At 70.0% G+C, this 15,796-nt stretch carries 18 protein-coding genes, 1 tRNA gene and 1 riboswitch; of the genes, 11 read left to right on the forward strand and 8 right to left on the reverse strand.

Translation table 11 applies throughout. The features are described 5' to 3' along the window. Positions 1-9: 9 nt before the first annotated feature. A complete protein-coding gene (locus CPCC7001_RS02620) occupies positions 10-1,845 on the reverse strand; it encodes an FAD-dependent oxidoreductase (protein ID WP_043368517.1) in 1,836 nt (611 codons plus the stop codon). A 117-nt stretch (positions 1,846-1,962) separates the two neighbouring features. On the opposite strand from CPCC7001_RS02620, the gene CPCC7001_RS02625 reads away from it, so the two are divergent. Together CPCC7001_RS02625 and lptC are read left to right on the forward strand one after the other, a co-directional pair. After that, positions 1,963-3,564: a methionine--tRNA ligase gene (locus tag CPCC7001_RS02625; protein WP_006909922.1), complete on the forward strand. Its 1,602-nt coding sequence runs from the start codon at positions 1,963-1,965 to the stop codon at positions 3,562-3,564. Continuing rightward, the gene (gene lptC / locus CPCC7001_RS02630) at positions 3,561-4,715 is read left to right on the forward strand and encodes an LPS export ABC transporter periplasmic protein LptC (RefSeq protein WP_006911078.1); all 1,155 of its coding nucleotides are present in this window, start codon (positions 3,561-3,563) and stop codon (positions 4,713-4,715) included. Before CPCC7001_RS02625 ends, lptC begins: the two co-directional genes overlap by 4 nt. On the opposite strand, the gene CPCC7001_RS02635 is transcribed toward lptC, so the two are convergent. Further along, positions 4,636-5,316, reverse strand: a complete 681-nt coding sequence (locus tag CPCC7001_RS02635; protein ID WP_043368519.1) for a cofactor assembly of complex C subunit B — start codon at positions 5,314-5,316, stop codon at positions 4,636-4,638. The two genes, lptC and CPCC7001_RS02635, sit on opposite strands and share 80 nt — an antisense overlap. Before the next feature lie 127 nt (positions 5,317-5,443). Between CPCC7001_RS02635 and psb32 the strand changes: the two genes are divergently transcribed. The 6 genes from psb32 to CPCC7001_RS02665 all read left to right on the forward strand — a co-directional run bounded on the left by psb32 (position 5,444) and on the right by CPCC7001_RS02665 (position 9,596). After that, positions 5,444-6,103 (forward strand): photosystem II repair protein Psb32, encoded by a 660-nt coding sequence (gene psb32 / locus CPCC7001_RS02640; RefSeq protein ID WP_043369405.1) that lies wholly within the window; start codon positions 5,444-5,446, stop codon positions 6,101-6,103. Positions 6,104-6,109: 6 nt separating this feature from the next. Further along, on the forward strand, positions 6,110-7,255 hold the full coding sequence (gene pxcA / locus CPCC7001_RS02645; RefSeq protein ID WP_006911181.1) for a proton extrusion protein PcxA: 1,146 nt from the start codon (positions 6,110-6,112) through the stop codon (positions 7,253-7,255). 2 nt (positions 7,256-7,257) lie between these two features. After that, positions 7,258-7,806, forward strand: coding sequence for a bifunctional adenosylcobinamide kinase/adenosylcobinamide-phosphate guanylyltransferase (gene cobU / locus CPCC7001_RS02650; RefSeq protein WP_006911740.1), 549 nt, complete (start codon positions 7,258-7,260; stop codon positions 7,804-7,806). Positions 7,807-7,834: 28 nt separating this feature from the next. Next, positions 7,835-8,314: a tRNA (cytidine(34)-2'-O)-methyltransferase gene (locus CPCC7001_RS02655; RefSeq protein ID WP_043368521.1), complete on the forward strand. Its 480-nt coding sequence runs from the start codon at positions 7,835-7,837 to the stop codon at positions 8,312-8,314. Positions 8,315-8,533: 219 nt separating this feature from the next. Continuing rightward, entirely contained in the window at positions 8,534-9,505 is a 972-nt protein-coding gene (locus tag CPCC7001_RS02660) for a peptidoglycan DD-metalloendopeptidase family protein (protein ID WP_225867153.1), read from the forward strand. A 17-nt stretch (positions 9,506-9,522) separates the two neighbouring features. Beyond that, a tRNA-Met gene (locus tag CPCC7001_RS02665) sits at positions 9,523-9,596 on the forward strand. Positions 9,597-9,888: 292 nt separating this feature from the next. Here the strand turns inward: CPCC7001_RS02665 and CPCC7001_RS02670 are convergent. Continuing rightward, positions 9,889-10,272, reverse strand: a complete 384-nt coding sequence (locus CPCC7001_RS02670) for a hypothetical protein (protein WP_006910251.1) — start codon at positions 10,270-10,272, stop codon at positions 9,889-9,891. Positions 10,273-10,426: 154 nt separating this feature from the next. On the opposite strand from CPCC7001_RS02670, the gene CPCC7001_RS02675 reads away from it, so the two are divergent. Beyond that, complete coding sequence (locus CPCC7001_RS02675) at positions 10,427-11,017, forward strand: peroxiredoxin (protein ID WP_006911012.1); 591 nt, start codon at positions 10,427-10,429, stop codon at positions 11,015-11,017. Positions 11,018-11,137: 120 nt separating this feature from the next. Here the strand turns inward: CPCC7001_RS02675 and purQ are convergent, their stop codons facing one another. Continuing rightward, a complete protein-coding gene (gene purQ / locus CPCC7001_RS02680; protein ID WP_006911211.1) occupies positions 11,138-11,791 on the reverse strand; it encodes a phosphoribosylformylglycinamidine synthase subunit PurQ in 654 nt (217 codons plus the stop codon). Beyond that, positions 11,788-12,060, reverse strand: coding sequence for a phosphoribosylformylglycinamidine synthase subunit PurS (purS, locus tag CPCC7001_RS02685; protein WP_043368523.1), 273 nt, complete (start codon positions 12,058-12,060; stop codon positions 11,788-11,790). Before purS ends, purQ begins: the two co-directional genes overlap by 4 nt. A 93-nt stretch (positions 12,061-12,153) precedes the next feature. Between purS and CPCC7001_RS14935 the strand changes: the two genes are divergently transcribed. Next, positions 12,154-12,615: a hypothetical protein gene (locus tag CPCC7001_RS14935; protein ID WP_006910332.1), complete on the forward strand. Its 462-nt coding sequence runs from the start codon at positions 12,154-12,156 to the stop codon at positions 12,613-12,615. A 45-nt stretch (positions 12,616-12,660) separates the two neighbouring features. On the opposite strand, the gene cobW is transcribed toward CPCC7001_RS14935, so the two are convergent. The 3 genes from cobW to CPCC7001_RS02705 all read right to left on the reverse strand — a co-directional run bounded on the left by cobW (position 12,661) and on the right by CPCC7001_RS02705 (position 15,144). After that, positions 12,661-13,770: a cobalamin biosynthesis protein CobW gene (gene cobW, locus CPCC7001_RS02695; protein ID WP_050757042.1), complete on the reverse strand. Its 1,110-nt coding sequence runs from the start codon at positions 13,768-13,770 to the stop codon at positions 12,661-12,663. Positions 13,771-13,784: 14 nt separating this feature from the next. Continuing rightward, a complete protein-coding gene (locus CPCC7001_RS02700) occupies positions 13,785-14,393 on the reverse strand; it encodes a HupE/UreJ family protein (protein ID WP_006910728.1) in 609 nt (202 codons plus the stop codon). Between the two features lie 14 nt (positions 14,394-14,407). After that, positions 14,408-14,563: riboswitch (cobalamin riboswitch) on the reverse strand. Positions 14,564-14,622: 59 nt separating this feature from the next. After that, a complete protein-coding gene (locus tag CPCC7001_RS02705; protein ID WP_006909715.1) occupies positions 14,623-15,144 on the reverse strand; it encodes a pentapeptide repeat-containing protein in 522 nt (173 codons plus the stop codon). Positions 15,145-15,183: 39 nt separating this feature from the next. Here CPCC7001_RS02705 and upp point away from each other — a divergent pair. Then, a partial coding sequence (upp, locus tag CPCC7001_RS02710) for a uracil phosphoribosyltransferase (RefSeq protein WP_083782552.1) occupies positions 15,184-15,796 on the forward strand: 613 nt, incomplete at its 3' end.

The raw sequence follows: 15,796 nt of genomic DNA on the forward strand, positions 1-15,796 counted from the left end.
CGGGGCCCGTCAGACAGCCAGGCGCGAGAGCCGCAGCCACGGCCCCCAGGGGTTGGCGCAGCCCACCAGGCGTGCGGCGCGCGGCGCCTCCAGCTGCTGCAGCCAGCGGTGCAGCGCCGGCTCCAGGGTGATCACGGGCCAGGCCCCCGACTCCGTCTCCAGGGTGTAGCGGCCGGCCGTATCGCTGCGCAGCCACCCCTCCCAAAGCCGTTCGTGGGGTTCGGGCGGTGCTCCCGTCCAGCCCGGGTCCAGACGGCCCAGGCCCTCGGCAGCGGTGCTGGCGGCGAGCGTGCCATCGCCGCCGAGCAGCGAAGGATCCTGCAGCGCCGCCAGCTGGCGCTGGCGCCAGTCCGGGTGGTGCCAAGGCGTGTCCCAGAGGGGCAGGGGGCCGGCCGGTGCCTGCCCATCCAGCACCAGCGCCCTCTGGAGCTGGAGCACCGGCAACTGGGCCGGCAGGCAGCCCTGCCGCTGGCACAGCGCCGCCGCCAGTCCCGCGGCCTGGCCCACATTGAGCACCAGGGGCTGCAGGCGGGTGGCGCCGTTGGCCATGTGGCTCGTGCTGATGGCCTTGTCGGCCGCCATCAGATTCGCCGTGTCCCGGCTCACCAGGGCGCTGAAAGGGATGCAGAACGGGGTGCCGGTCCAGCGGCCTCCCCACGGACAGCTCTTCGGCGCCAGGGGCCAGTCGTCTCCTGGGTAGTGGTGGTCATTGGCGTAGTTGCCCACGGCCACCGCCTCCATTGTTCCGTCGTGCCAGGGCAGGGGGGCCAGCCGGGCACCGCTGCCGACGGGCAGGAGCTGCTGCTCGATCACCGTGCTCAAGCCCTTCAGGCGCCTGCCTTCGCGCCAGTAGGGCATCAGGGCCAGTGGCGAGGGCCCCTGCAGGCTGGCCTCGGCGACTGATCGCGGATACACCTGCGCCAGCTTGATCCAGCCGCCGCTCGCCTGTTCCAGCGCGGTCGCGAAGGCCAGGCTGTGCGCCTGCATCGCCCGCTCCAGCGCCCGCTGGCGGCCTTGATCGGGGTTGAACGCTGCCGCGAGGCCCTCGTGCCAGTCGTTGCCGTGCAGGGGCCAGTTCAGCATCACCAGACCGCCGGGCAGGCGGCCGTAGGTGATGGTGCGCTCCAACCCGAAGCTGGCCGTGGCGCCGGCGAAGGGCTCCGGCAGCGGCCGCTCTTCGCCCCGCCGCGGGGCCTCGTGCTGCAGCTGTCCCATCGCCACCCAGGTCGGTGACTGCACCGGCTGCTCGGTGAAGAAGGACTCGGTGGCGATCGCGCCGGCGGTGGGAGCGCTCGGCTCCTGCCACCGTTCCTTTGCCTCCCACCCGAGCCGGTAGCCCGCCCCGGCCAGGGCGATCAGCTCCCCGCGGTCGCTGCCGTCGATCACGATCCCGTCCCGGGTGTGGAGCGTCACCGGTTGGCCCGCGTACTGGGAGGCCGCGGGACGCTCCACCACGAGGCGCTCCACCCGGTCCTGTTGCCGCTTCACCGCCAGCAGCCGCGTGTTCGGCCACCAGTCCAGCTGGGGCACCGCCGCCACCCACTCCCGGAGGATGGCCTCGGCCGTGGCGGGGCGGTAGCCGAAGCAGCTCACCCAGTTGTGGTCCAGGCCCTCCGGTTCCCGCCGGGCCAGCTCCCGCAGCAGGGCTCCCCACAGGCCGGTCTGCCAGGGGGTGAGCTCGTTGCCATCCGGGCAGCAGACGCCGGCGGCGCTCACCATTCCCCCCAGCCAGGCTCCAGGGGTCAGCAACAGGGTGGCCGTGCCGCTGCGGCCGGCCTGGAGGGCCGCCGCCACCCCTCCGGTTCCCCCTCCCCACACCACGACGGGATACCGCTCGTCTTGCATCGGGGTTCAGGCAGGGCGGGGAAGGGTCCGGGGAATGATGGGTAGGATCCGGCCCCGGCACAGGTCCGCTGCAGCGGCGCAACGAGCCCGGAGTACCGCCGGACCATCTCCCGCCGCATGTCTTACACCCTCACCACCCCGCTCTACTACGTCAACGACCGCGCCCATCTGGGCAGCACGTACACGACCCTGGCCTGCGATGCGATCGCCCGTTACCAGCGGCTCTGCGGCGAGCAGGTGGTGTTCATCACCGGGTGCGACGAGCATGGCCAGAAGATCCAGCGCACCGCCGAGGCCGCCGGGGTCAGTCCCCAGGACCACTGCGACCGCATCAGCGCCGGCTACCGCGACCTCTGGGACCGCTGGCAGATCAGCCACGACCGCTTCATCCGCACCACCGATCCACGCCACCACGAGCTGGTGGCCCAGTTCTTCGCCCGGGTGGAGGCCAGGGGCGATGTGGTGGAGGGCCGCCAGCAGGGCTGGTACTGCGTGGCCTGCGAGGAATTCAAGGACGACCCCCACGAGGCGCAGGATCCGGAGTGCCCCACCCACCGCCGGCCGCTCGAGTGGCGCGACGAGGTGAACCTCTTCTTCCGCCTGTCCCGCTATCAGGCGGAGATCGAGGCGCTCATCGCCCAGCCCGACTTCATCCAGCCTCCCAGCCGCCGCCGCGAGGTGGAGAATTTCGTGGCCCAGGGCCTGCGGGATTTCTCCATCTCCAGGATCGATCTGCCCTGGGGGATTCCGGTGCCGGGGCATCCAGGACACACCTTCTATGTGTGGTTCGATGCCCTGCTGGGCTACCTCTCCGCCCTGCTGGCGGCGGATGGCAGCGGCCCGCCCGGTCCGGTGGACCTGGACGCCCTGCTGCAGCGGGGCTGGCCGGCCCAGCTGCACGTGATCGGCAAGGACATCCTCCGCTTCCACGCCGTCTACTGGCCGGCCATGCTGCTCTCGGCCGGACTTCCCCTGCCCCGGCAGGTGTTCGGCCACGGCTTTCTCACCCGTGAAGGCCAGAAGATGGGCAAGTCCCTGGGCAATGTGCTGGATCCGGAGGTGCTGCTCGAGCGCTGCGGACGCGACCCGGTGCGCTGGTATCTGCTGCGCGACATCCCCTTTGGCGACGACGGCGATTTCCAGCAGCAGCGCTTCACCGACCTGGTCAACAACGACCTGGCCAACACCATCGGCAACCTGCTGAACCGCACCAGCTCGATGGCGCGCAAGTGGTTCGACGGTGCCGTGCCGCCGGCCGGTGAGGCCAGCGCCGGGGACCACCCCCTGGCCCAGGCCACCCGGCTGGCCGGCGAGCAGGCCTGTGCCGGCCTCGAACGGCTCGACTTCCGCCGGGCGGCGGAGGCGGTGCTGCAGCTGGCGACGGCGGCGAATGGCTATCTCAACGACCAGGCTCCCTGGAAGCGCATGAAGCTTCCGGACCAGGAGACGGGTGTGGCCGCCGACCTCTATGCCGTGCTGGAGGCGACCCGCTCGGTGGCGGTGCTGCTGGCTCCCCTGGTGCCGGAACTGTCGGCCCGCATGCTCCACCAGCTGGGTCTTGAACCCTTCGACAGCGCGGCCAGCGGGGTGGCGGCCCAGCCCAAGGCTGCCACCAGCCCGTGGCTCGCGGCCCAGCGCTGGGGGCTGCTGCCGCCGGGGCAGCCCCTGCCGCCGCCCGAGCCCGTGCTGCTGCGGCTCGAGCTCGACTCCCCGCTGTGATCCGCCTGTCCTGGCCGGCCGCCGGCCTTGGTCTCACCCTTCTGCTCGCCTCCTGCACGGGCCCTCCGGAGGAACCGGAAGCGGCACCCCCCTTCGTGTTCCGCAGCCTCAACCTGCGCCAGCAGGACGGCGACGGCAGGACCCTGTGGGAGCTGAGCAGCCCGGAAACCCGCTACGACCTCAGCCGCCGGGTGGCCCAGGCCCGGGACCTGCGCGGTGTGCTCTACAGCCAGGGCAAGCCCCTCTACCGCTTCACGGCCGCCAACGGCGTGGTGCTGAACGACGGCGAGGTGGTGCAGCTGGAGGGCCCCACCCGGGTGCAGCGGCTGGAGGAGGGGGACAAGCCCCTGGTGATCACGGCCCTGCGGGTGCGGTGGTATCCGGCCCGCAAGCTGATGGAGCTCGACCGCGCTCCGGTGGCCACCCAGGATGATCTGCGCCTCACCAGCCAGCGGGTGCGGTTCCTGATCGGGGATGACCGCCTGGAGCTGCAGGGGGAGCCCACGCTGGTGCGCTCCGGGGATGAACCGCTGCGCCTGGAGCTCAGCCGCGTGGACTGGTGGCCCGGCAGCGGCGCCCTGCAGGGCCGCGGGCCCGTGCGGGGCCAACGCGCCGTGCCGGACCGCCCCGCTCAGCGCCTCACGGCCCCCTCCCTCACGGCCAACACCCGCAACCGCACCATCGACCTGCGCGGCCCCGTGCGGGTGGTGGATCCCGGCCAGAACGGGGAGCTGCTGGCCCGAGGGGCGCGGATCGATCTGGAGCGCCGCCTGCTCACCAGCGATCAGCCCTTCGAGGGGCGTCTGGGGGAAGCCAGCCTGCGCGGATCGGGCTTCCAGCTCAACTTCGCCACCACCACGGCCGTGGTGCCTTCCGGTTGCCGCCTGAACCAGCCCGGCGACAGCCTGCAGGCGCAGCGTTGTCAGTGGAACTGGGACACCGGGGCCGTCGAGGCCAGCGGCGGTGTGACCCTGCGGCGGGAGGAGAACGACCAGGTGACCAGGGCCGAGCGGCTCACCGGCACGGCGTCGAAGAACGGCTTCGTGCAGTTCGGCGGTTCGGGAGCCCGGGTCAGGACCCAGCTTCGGCTTCCGGAGGCGCCGGATCGGAGCCGGCGCGACCGGGCCGCACCGGCTCCAATCGGGCTGTGAGCCGCCGGCCCCAGCCCTCCACCCAGGTGAGGTCGCTGCGGCTGAAGCAGCGCACCGACCAGCCGCCCAGCAGCAGCAGCCCCTCCTTGCCCAGGGGTTGCACCACCACGGCCGGCAGCTCCGGCAGCAGCCTCTCGAACTCGGCGCGTCCCGGGTAGAGGTGCAGGTTCACCAGTGACAGCGGTCGCTGGCGTTCGATAGCCCTGGCGCAGATGGCACCCGGCTCGAACGGGGTGCTGGTGAGCAGCCCCCGGCGCAGCAGGGTCTCTCCCCGCCACTGCACCAGCACCACGGCCGCCGGGGTGGCCGTGAGCAGCATCTGGCTGCCCCAGCCCAGCTCCTCCACCGCCTCGGCCGGCAGTTCCTCCGCCAGCTCCAGACCCTCCTGGCCCGCCAGCGGGGACCTGGCGGCGGCCTCGGGGCTTGCCCGGGTCCACAGCACCCCCACCAGCATCAAACCCACCGCCAGCAGGCTGGCGAGCACTCCGGCCCGTTCCAGGGGGGGGGTCAGTCCCCCGGCACTGAGCTGGTTCACCACCACCAGGACCAGCCCGAGGACACCGCACCCCAGGGCGGTGCGGGCGGGTGCGGGGAGGCTCATGACGGCGCGGGGGACAGGCCTGGCGGAACCAGGCAAACTAGGGGGACGCGCGCCGATCGAGTTGATCCTGCCCCAGGCCCTGATCTCCCCACACCGCCGCGGCGTCCTGTCGCGGCGGCAGCGTGTCCTGCAGGCCTGCTGGGCGGCCCTGGCCGTGCTGGTGCTGGGCCTGGGGGCCGCCGCCCCCGCCCTGGCCGTTTCCGCCAACGCCTTCCCGGAGAGCCCGCCCGAGGAGCGGGTGCTCGACACGGCCAACGTGCTCAGCCGGGCGGCCAATGCCGAGGTGAGCCGTCAGCTGGAGGCGCTGCAGGCCGAGCGGGTGGACGCGCACCTGATCACCCTCACCCGGCTCGATTACGGCCTGTCCCTGCCCCAGCTGGGCAGCGAGCTGCTGGAGCGCTGGCAGGCCACCGCCGGCGATGAGGGCCAGCTGCTGTTCCTGATCGACAGCCAGACCAACTCCGCTGCGGTGGTGAGCTCGCCTGAGCTGAAGGGCCAACTGAGCCCGTCGCTGCTGCGCAGCACCGCCCGCACCACCATGGCCCAGCCGATCCGCGACGGCGCCCGCTTCCGCCAGGCCAGTCTGGATGGGATCAGCCGGCTGCAGACCGTGCTGCAGGGCGGGGAGGATCCCGGGGAGCCCGTGGTGGCCGAGGTGGAGACGCTCCCCACCAACGTTCCCACCAAGGAAGAGACCGCCGAGAGCAACGCCTTCACCTGGGTGGTGGTGCTGCTGGTGGTCGGTACCGTGGTGCCGATGGCCACCTGGTGGGTCTTCTCCCGCTGATCTCCCATGGGCCTCACCGATTGGCTGGGTGCCTTCGGTCGTGCCGAGGCACTGGATCTCAGTCATCACCTCGAGCGGGGCTATGAAGCGGCGCTGCTGATTCAGAGCATCGAGCTGGAGCACTACAACGACCGCCCGGTGCGTCCCGAACTGGAGCTGGCCCTGCCGCGCGGGGTGCAGGACCAGGTGCTGCGGCGGTTCCGGGCCGCCCTGGACGTCTGCCGGCAGAGCCTGGCCGTGCTCGAGCCGAACCGCGGCGAGCTGCTGGGCCAGGAACTGCGGCAGCTGCAGCTGATCGAAACCGTGGTGGGCCGCTACGACCCGCGCCGCCAGCCCCTGCCGGCCATCAGCCGCTCCCCCGAAGTGCTGCCCCGCAGCCTGCTTGGGGTGGTGGACCAGGTGCGCCGCCAGCTCGACCCCAAGGCCGAGGCGAACATGGTCGCCGGTTTCCGCCGCCGGCGCGACTCCACGCTGGTGTCGTTGCGCATCCTGCTGCTGATGGTGCTGGTGCCCGTCCTGCTGCAGCAGGTGAGCCGCACCTATGTGGTGTCTCCCCTGGTGGATCGCTTTGCCCCCGACCACGGCTTCCTGAGTTATCCGCGCCCCCAGCTGGAGGAACGGGCCGTGGAGAAGCTGCGGGTGTACCGCGCCGAGATCGAGTTCGACGCCCTTCTCACCGGCAACCGCCTGCCCACCAGCGACGAGCTGCACCAGAAACTGGCCGAGAGGGCCCAGGAACTCAAGGAGGAAGCCGATCAGGCCAGCACCCACGCGATCAAGAACGTGCTGGCAGACCTGGCCGGACTGGTGGGATTCGTGCTGGTGTGCCTCTTCTGGCGCCGCGATCTTCAGGTGCTGCGCGGGTTCGTGGATGAACTGGTGTACGGCCTGAGCGACAGCGCCAAGGCCTTCGCGATCATCCTCTTCACCGACATCTTCGTGGGGTTCCACAGCCCGGAAGGCTGGACCGTGCTGCTGGATGGGGTCGCCCACCACCTGGGTCTGCCCGCCCAGGAGAACTTCATCATGCTGTTCATCGCCACCTTCCCGGTGGTGCTGGCCACGGTGTTCAAGTACTGGATCTTCCGCTACCTGAACCGCGTGTCCCCATCCTCGGTGGCGACCCTGCGCAACATGAACGGTGGCGGCTGAGCGTGGACGCTGACACCCGCTGCCAGCTGGTCACCGGCCCGGCGCGCAGCGGCAAGAGCCGCTGGGCCGAACACCTCGCCTCCGCCCATCCAGGCCCGGTGCTCTACCTCGCCACCGCCGACACCCGTCAGCAGGATCCCGCCTGGCAGGCTCGCCTCCAGGTCCATCGTCTGCGCCGCCCCCCCAGCTGGCGTGTCCTGGAGGTGCAGGCCGCGCTGGCGCAGACCCTGCGGCATCTGGATCCGGCGGAGCTGGCCCTGGTGGATGCCCTGGGCACCTGGGTGGCATGGGGCTTGGACCAGAGCGACGACCAGTGGCTCCGCAGCAGCGAGGAGCTCTGCGCCGCCCTGGCGGCCTGCCCCGGCCGGGTGATCGTGGTGAGCGAGCAGACCGGCTGGGGGGTGGTGCCCGCCACGGCCATTGGTGGTCGCTTCCGCGATCGTCTGGGCGCGCTGGAGCAACGGCTGGCGCCTCTGTGCCAGCGCTGCTGGCTGGTGGTGGCGGGCCGGGCCCTCGATCTGGCGGCCATCAGTCAGCCGGTGCCCCGCTGAGCCAGCCGCTGCCCCCGCTGTCCTGACCATGCCCCGGGTCGTGCTGTACCAGCCCCAGATTCCGCCCAACACGGGCAACGTGGCCCGCACCTGCGCCGCCACGGCCCAGGAGCTGCATCTGGTGGGTCCGCTTGGGTTCGAGATCAGCGATCGCACCCTGCGCCGTGCCGGCCTCGACTACTGGCCCTATGTGCCCCTCACGCTCCATGCCGACTGGCCGGCCTTCACCGGGGTGCAGGGCCGGCAGGGGGGGCGCCTGGTGGCCCTCAGCGCCCACGGCATTACGCCCTACACCGCGTTTCGCTTTCAGCCCGACGACTGGCTCCTGTTCGGCCGTGAGAGCGATGGCCTGCCCGCGGAGCCCCTCCAGCGGGCAGACGCGGTGCTCACGATCCCGATGCGGCGCTCCCGGCACCATCCCGAGGGGGGCGTGCGCAGCCTCAACCTCTCGGTGGCCGTGGGTGTGGTGCTGTTCGAAGCGCTGCGGCAGGAGGCCGACCGCCCCTGATCGGCCCGCCCCGATCCCAGTGAACGCCCTGCCAGTGGCCTGTTCCTGTGTCCTGTCTGTAGGCGGGCGCACTTGAACCGCCCAGGCCCGTCCGCTACTGTCTGCGCGGCTCAGAGATCTCGGCTTCTCTACTGAGCCTTGTCGTTTGGGGAACCTTTGATGAAGCCATTGACATCAATCAAAACGTCCCTTCTGCTCACAGCGGCTCTGGCCGCCGGCATGCCTGCCGTCACCCAGGCCTTCGGCGCCGCCGAATCCGACGATCCCGCTGTGGATCAGCTGCTGGCTTCGCTGCCTCAGGCCAGCAATGACAAGCTCTGGGTGAAGGTGCGACGTCCGGTGAGCCTGGACGAACTCTCCCGCGACCTCAGCATTCAGCCCGATCGGCTCGCCACCCTCAACGACGTGGCTTCCGACCACGAGTTCGACCGCGGAGACTGGCTCGTGGTGCCCTCCCAGCAGACCCGTGCCGTGAAACTGCTGGCGGCCATCGACACCACCGAGCTGCGGCGCACCCCCCCCCTTCAGGCTCCTCCCCCGGTGCAGGCCACCGGCGTGGTGCGTCTTGGCGACACCGTGATGAAGATCGCCCAGCGCTACGGCCTCACCATGGCGGAGCTGCTCCGCCTCAACCCCGGTATGCAGACCGCCCGGCTGGTGGCCGGCAACGAGGTGCAACTGGTGCAGGCGGCTCCGGTGCGCCAGCGGGCCGTGCTCGGCCTCAAGCCTTCCACCAGTGGAGGCCTCAGCTGGCCCCAGATCCCCGGCGTGGAGACCGAACCCGGGGGACAGGGAGGCAACGTGATCGCCGACGGCTGGATCTGGCCCACCAAGGGGGTGTTCACCTCCGGCTACGGCTGGCGCTGGGGGCGGATGCACAAGGGCATCGATCTGGCCAACAACGTGGGCACCCCCATCGTGGCGGCCCGCCGCGGCCGGGTGTCGTTCTCCGGCTGGCATGACGGTGGCTACGGCTATCTGGTGACGATCGCCCACCCCGACGGCAGCCGTTCCCTCTATGCCCACAACAGCCGCCTGATGGTGTCCGCGGGTCAGGAGGTGGCCCAGGGAACCCTCATCGCCCTGATGGGAAGCACCGGCCGCAGCACCGGTCCGCACCTGCACTTCGAGATCCATCCGCCCTCCAAGGGTGCCGCCAATCCGCTCCAGTTCCTGCCACCCCGCGCCTGATACACTCATCCCACCGCGGCTCGGTAGCTCAGCTGGTTAGAGCGTGGGATTCATAACCCCAAGGTCGGGAGTTCAAGTCTCCCCCGAGCCATTGTGTGGCCTTCTGAGATCAGAAGCTGCGGCCATGATTTCGTTCTGAATGTGGTCCATGGTCGGGACCTTTAGTCCAGGCCGGTTTCAACCCTTCAGTGGGTTTCACTGCATCAGAGCGTTTCCCTCAATCCGTGGGTTGTCCGGCGTCAGTGCACGCCACAATTTGAGCCTGGCACTGTTGTGCTGGCATCCAACGCCTCTCCCAGGCACGGAAACGGCCAGGGGGAGGTGATGTCTGAGTACTCCTTCAGGCTGCCTCCCGGCCAGCCCGAGACGCTTGCGGCCTGTGCTCAGCGCAGGTCGATGGCATTGAGGCGGGCGCGGAAGCTGCCCGCGCCGTTCTCCCCGTCGTGATCACCGGTGAACGGCGCTTCGCCGACGTCCTCAGCCGGCATGGCGCTGTCCGAGGCCACCTGGGCTGCCGCCGGGTCTTCCCGCACGACCACCGGGTACGCGGCAGCGGCCTGGGCGGCGGCCGTCGCCCGTCGGCTGCGGCCGGTGCCGCGGGCCTCCATCGCCCTGATCAGACCCTTGCTGCGGTTCACTTCCCCCACGGTCTGTCCCTCCTTGGGACGGACGAGCGGGTTGCTCTTGAGTTCCCCTTTCAGCTGGCTCAGCAGCCGGAAGTGGCCCGTGGTGTTGTACTTGCGCAGCACGGCAGGGTCCCAACCCATAGCCTCGAATCGTCGAACTGCTGCCAGCCTATGGCGTGGCCGCCACGCACCTGTGATAAATTGTAGGATGTAACTGGAAGTCGGTACGAGTACGCTCAGGCAGTCTGTCCTGGCCGGCCGCACGCGCCTTCCGTTCTTCACCTTGCACGCACGTATGTCCCGGCTCGTCGGCCTGCCCGCTCCCGATTTCACGGCCACCGCTGTGGTGGATCAGGAATTCCAGACGGTTTCCCTTTCTCAGTACCGCGGCAAGTACGTGGTGCTGTTCTTCTATCCGCTCGATTTCACCTTCGTGTGCCCCACGGAGATCACGGCTTTCTCCGACCGCTACGGCGATTTCACCAGCAAGAACACCGAGGTGCTGGGTGTGTCGGTGGACAGTGAGTTCAGCCACCTGGCCTGGGTCCAGACCGACCGCAAGAACGGTGGTCTGGGTGCCTGCAACTATCCGCTGATCGCTGACCTCAAGAAAGAGATCGCCCGCGCCTACAACGTGCTCGACGAGGAAGCCGGCGTGGCCCTGCGGGGTCTGTTCATCATCGATCCCGACGGGGTGATCATGCACAGCACGATCAACAACCTGCCCGTCGGCCGCAGTGTGGACGAAACCCTGCGGGTCCTGCAGGCCTTCCAGTACGTGCAGTCCCACCCCGACGAGGTCTGCCCGGCCAACTGGCAGCCCGGTGACAAGACCATGAATCCCGACCCCGTGAAATCGAAGGACTTCTTCGCTGCGGTCAACTGATTCCCACAGCACCATGGCCGGCGCCCCATGGCGCCATCCGGGCCCCTGACGGGGCCCCTTTTCATGACAATCTTCATGGCAAGGAGAGATCTCCTGGCAGGTTCAGACGACCGGAAGCGCTCAGCCCATCAGGCTTTCCAGCAATCGTCGGCCATCGATGCCGCCGATGAGCGGATCGCAGGCCCGCTCCGGGTGCGGCATCAGGCCCAGCACATTGCCCTGTCCGTTGGTGAGGCCCGCCACATCGCCCATTGAACCGTTCGGATTGGCGGCGTAGCGCAGCACCACCTGGCCATTGGCTTCCAGGCTGGTGAGCTGGTCGGGCTCCACCTGGAAGCGTCCCTCGCCATGGGCGATCGGCAGCTCGATGGTCTCGCCCTCGCCGTAGCCCTGCAGCCAGCGGCACTGGCCCGGATGCACCGCCAGCCCCGTGGGTTCACACACGAAATGCAGGCGGGCGTTGCGGGTGAGGGCGCCAGGCAGCAGTCCCATCTCGGTGAGCACCTGGAACCCGTTGCAGATGCCGAGCACCGGCCCTCCCTGCTCGGCAAACCGCCGCACTTCCGTGAGCACGGGGGCGAAGCGGGCGATCGCCCCGCAACGCAGGTAGTCGCCATAGCTGAAGCCGCCGGGAATCACCACGGCATCCAGCCCGTCCAGGTTCCGTTCCTCGTGCCAGAGGAACCGTGTCGGCACGCCCAGGCACCCCTCCAGAGCCCAGCGCACATCCCGGTCGCAGTTGGAGCCGGGGAACACCACGATGCCGACGGTCATGCCTGCGGCTCCTCGGGCTGTTCCTTGAGGTCGAGCGTCCAGTTCTCGATCACCGGGTTGGCCAGCAGTCGATCGCTGAGCAGTTCCAGCTGCTGCCGGGCCGTGGCGGCATCGGGCGCCTCCAGTTCCAGCTCGATCGCCTTGCCGATCCGCAGGCGGCGCAGGTTGACCACACCAAGCCGGGCAGCGGCGGCGCGGGTGGCCTCTCCGGCCGGGTCGAGAACCGAGGGACGCAGGGAAACCTGCACGCGGGCGCAGTAGACGGGCACGGAGGAGTGGGTGTTTGTTAAATCTTGGCAGCCCACAGGCCGCCGCCCCCCTGGCGATTGGCAGCGTGAAGAGGTAGCAGGCAGCGGGGCCTGGTGTCCGTTCTCCACCGCCACCACCGGAGCGATCGCGACGCGGATCGTGTCGTTCCGGATCCTCTCGTTTCCGCGCGGCCCACCCCTGGCGTTCTGGCCCTGCTGCTGGGTGGCCTGCTGCTGTTGCCCGGGCAGCCGGTGAGTGCCGGTGCCACCGGCAGCCATGGTTCCGGCGCGCCGCCGTCCAAGGAGCCCATCGCCCTGCGCTGCCGTGATCGGCAGGGTCCGTGGCGGGACTGCCAGATGCTGGTGGACTCCGTCGGTGAGCGCTGGAGCCTGATCCTCGATGACCAGAGAATCGAATTCCGCCACGATGGGCGCGGTTCGGTCACCATGCAACGGCCCAGCCCCAGCCGGCCAACTTCGGCCTCGCCCTGGATTCCGGTGGAAGCCCGCTGGAGTGAGGAGCCCGCCCTCTGCTGGGACGGGATCTGCGCCCAGGGCGACATCCCGCTCGACTAGAGCGCGTCACCAGGGAAATCACTAGGTCGAGTCGGGCGTGATCGATCAGCCCTGCTGCAGGGCCCGCAGCAGGGCCTTCTGGAGCTCGGCCTGATCCAGGCTGAAGCCCAGCAGCACCAGTTCGAGGCCCGGTGCCTGGCCTGCTGCCGCGCTGATGCCGTCGCCATCGGCCGCTTCGAACCAGCTGTCGAACCGGGGTCCCACCGTCTGGATCACCAGGGGACGGGCCTTCCGGGGCAGCCAGGCACGCCCCTTCACCCGCAGCAGTCCCTGCTCCCGGCTGAGCGATTGCACCGCCGCCTCCACTACTGCCCGGGGCCAGGTGCCCTGCAGGCGGATGGCCACCGCCTCCACGGCCACATGGCTGTGATCGTGGTGGTCATGGTCATGGTCAGGACCGGTGTCGTGGTCGGGTGTCTGGACGCCCTGGCTCGGGTCCCCGAGGCCCAGCACGAGCGATGGATCGATATGACCCCGCTCCATCGGCAGGATCGGTGTGCCGGGCCGCACCAGACCCTCCACCCGCTGCCGTACCCGCTGCAGCCCAGCTGCATCGAGCCCATCGGCGCGGCTCACCAGCACCAGATCCGCACACTCCAGCTGTTCAGCGAACAGCTCATCGATCGCCGTGGCGTGGTCGAGGCTGGGATCCGCCAGGCGCTGGGCTTCCAGCGCCGCCGGATCGGCCACCACCGAGCCGGCGGCCACCGCCTCGCCGTCCACCACCGTCACCACCCCGTTGACTCGGGTGCGTGCGCGAATCTCCGGCCAGCCGAAGGCTGCCACGAGGGGTTCGGGCAGCGCCAGACCGCTCGTCTCCACCAGGATGCCGTCCAGCTGGTCGGCCCGTTGCAGCAGCTGCTGCATCGTGGGCAAGAAGTCCTCCTGCACCGTGCAGCAGAGGCAGCCGTTGGCCAGTTCCACCAGGCGGCTGTCGATCTCCTCCTCGGGGCAGAACCCGCAGCCCCGCAGGAGATCCCCGTCGAGGCCCACCTCGCCGAACTCGTTCACCAGCACGGCCAGCCGCTGCTGACCATGCAGCAGCAATTCCCGCAGCAGGGTGGTCTTGCCGGCACCGAGAAATCCGGTCACCACGGTGACCGGCAACCGGCCGCCTCCGGTAGGCGATGGGACTGTGTTGATGGCTGCTGTCATGCCAGGGGAATGGCTCATGCCAGGCCACTGGCCAGGGCCAGGGTGGCGCTGACCCCAACGAGCAGGGCCCCCGCCCAGCGGAGCCCTGCGGCGGGAAGTCGGGCGGTGAAGCGCCGCAGCAGTGCCAGGGACAGCAGCAGCAGCGCGGCCTGGCTGAGCAGCAGACCCAGGCCGTAGGACGCCAGCGGCATGGCGCTCCAGCCCAGGACCGAGCCACTGAGCACGTAACCGTGCAGAGCCATCGCCGGCAGCAGTGCCACGGCGGGCAGCCAGCCCCAGAGCACCAGGGCCACCACGCTGAGGGTGCCGGCCACGATCAGCTCGGCCCCCGGCAGCCCTGGTGCCACGAGGCCCGCCGCGCTGCCCAGCAGACCCACGGCCAGCAAGGCCACCATCCAGGCGCCCCGCCGCTGCCAGCCCACCAGGGAGAGGGCCAGCAGGAAGAGGAGATGGTCCGGGCCGATCACGGGATGGAGCAGGCCGCTCACCAGCCCGTTCAGGGGCGTGGGCTGGAGGCCATTGATGTCGAGCAGGTGATGGGCCCGTGCCGGCAGGGCCAGGCTGAACACCGTCAGGGCCAGGCCCAGCCCGGTGGAGCGGCCAGCCCTTTGTTGGATTGTCATGGTTCGGTCCGCGCCGAGAGATCAGGAAAACCGGCGGGCGTTCTGACTGGGCGGGAGCGAGCCAGGCTCACTCCGCCATCACAGCTGCGGGACAGTGCCGGACTTTCACCGGCTTTCCCCGTTGCCTCCGCTGGCTGTTCACCAGCGGAACCGGAGTCCGATCCTATGGGCAGACCCCAGAACTTCTCCACCGACCTCATCGCCGGGCGTGGCGGCGATGGGAATGCCGTCAGCGGCAGGCCAGGCTCTCGCGCGTCGAGACGCCGGTGCTGGGATTCACCCCGGTGGCCCGGGCGCAGAGCGCCTTCTGCTCCGGTAGGTCCAGCACCGCGTCGCTGAAGTCGGCGCCGGTGATGCTGCTGCCCTTGAAGCGGCTCTGCATCAGCATGGCGTTGCGCAGGATGGCCCCCTCCAGGTTGCTGTCATCGAAGCGGGTCGCATAGGCCACCACGTCCTCGAGGTTGGCGGCGCTCAGGTCCGCCTCGCGCAAGGAGCTGCCGTTGAACACGGCGCCGCGCAGATCGGCCTCGCTGAAGTCGAACCCCTCGAGGCTGGCCTTCAGGAACTCCTGCTGGCGCAGGTTGCGGCCATGCATGTCGGGCTGGAGATCCTGCAGGGCCCTCTGGCCCCTCAGCTCGGGGGCGGTGATCGCCTGGGCGCCGGGGGCCAGGACCAGCAGCATCGCGCCCAGCAGGCAGGCCATCACCAGCCGGCGGCTCAGGGCGTGCAGCAGGGAACGGACGGGGCCCATCGGCGCACAACTACGGTGAAGCCTCAACTTATGGCAACCATGGGGATGACCCTGCGGGTGGTGGTTCCCCCCCACCCCCTGATCGGCCACTGGCTCAGCGTGCTGCGCAACCGGCACACCCCATCCGCCGTCTACGCCACGGCCATGGCCGAACTGGGCCGCTGGCTCACCTACGAGGCCCTGCGCGACTGGCTGCCCCAGCGAGCCACCCCGATCGATGGATGCCTGGGCTCCACCGAGGGGATGGTGGTGGATCCCGCCGTACCGCTTCTGGCCCTTCCCGTGCTCACCGCCGGGCTGGGCCTGTGGGATGGGGCCCGCCAGGTGCTGCCCGCTGCCCGGGTGCAGCACGTGGACCGATGCGGCACCACGCTGCCCGACTCGATCGAGAGCCGTTGCGGCGTGCTGGTGTTCGCCCCCGAGCTGGCCACGGGCCACAGCCTGGCGGCCCTGCTGGAGCAGTTGCAGAGGCGCGGTGTGACGGGCGATCGCCTGCGGGTGATCACGGCTCTGGCCTCAGGACCGGGCCTGGCCCTGATCGGCGAGCGTTTCCCCTGGCTCACCCTCTACACCGGCTGCATCGATCCCGGGCTCACCCAGGGCCGGGAGATCGATCCCGGCATCGGCCGGGTCGGTGATCGGCTGTTCGGTG

Origin of the sequence: Cyanobium sp. PCC 7001 (genome assembly GCF_000155635.1) — a bacterium.
In the GTDB taxonomy this organism is placed as follows: Bacteria; Cyanobacteriota; Cyanobacteriia; order PCC-6307; family Cyanobiaceae; genus NIES-981.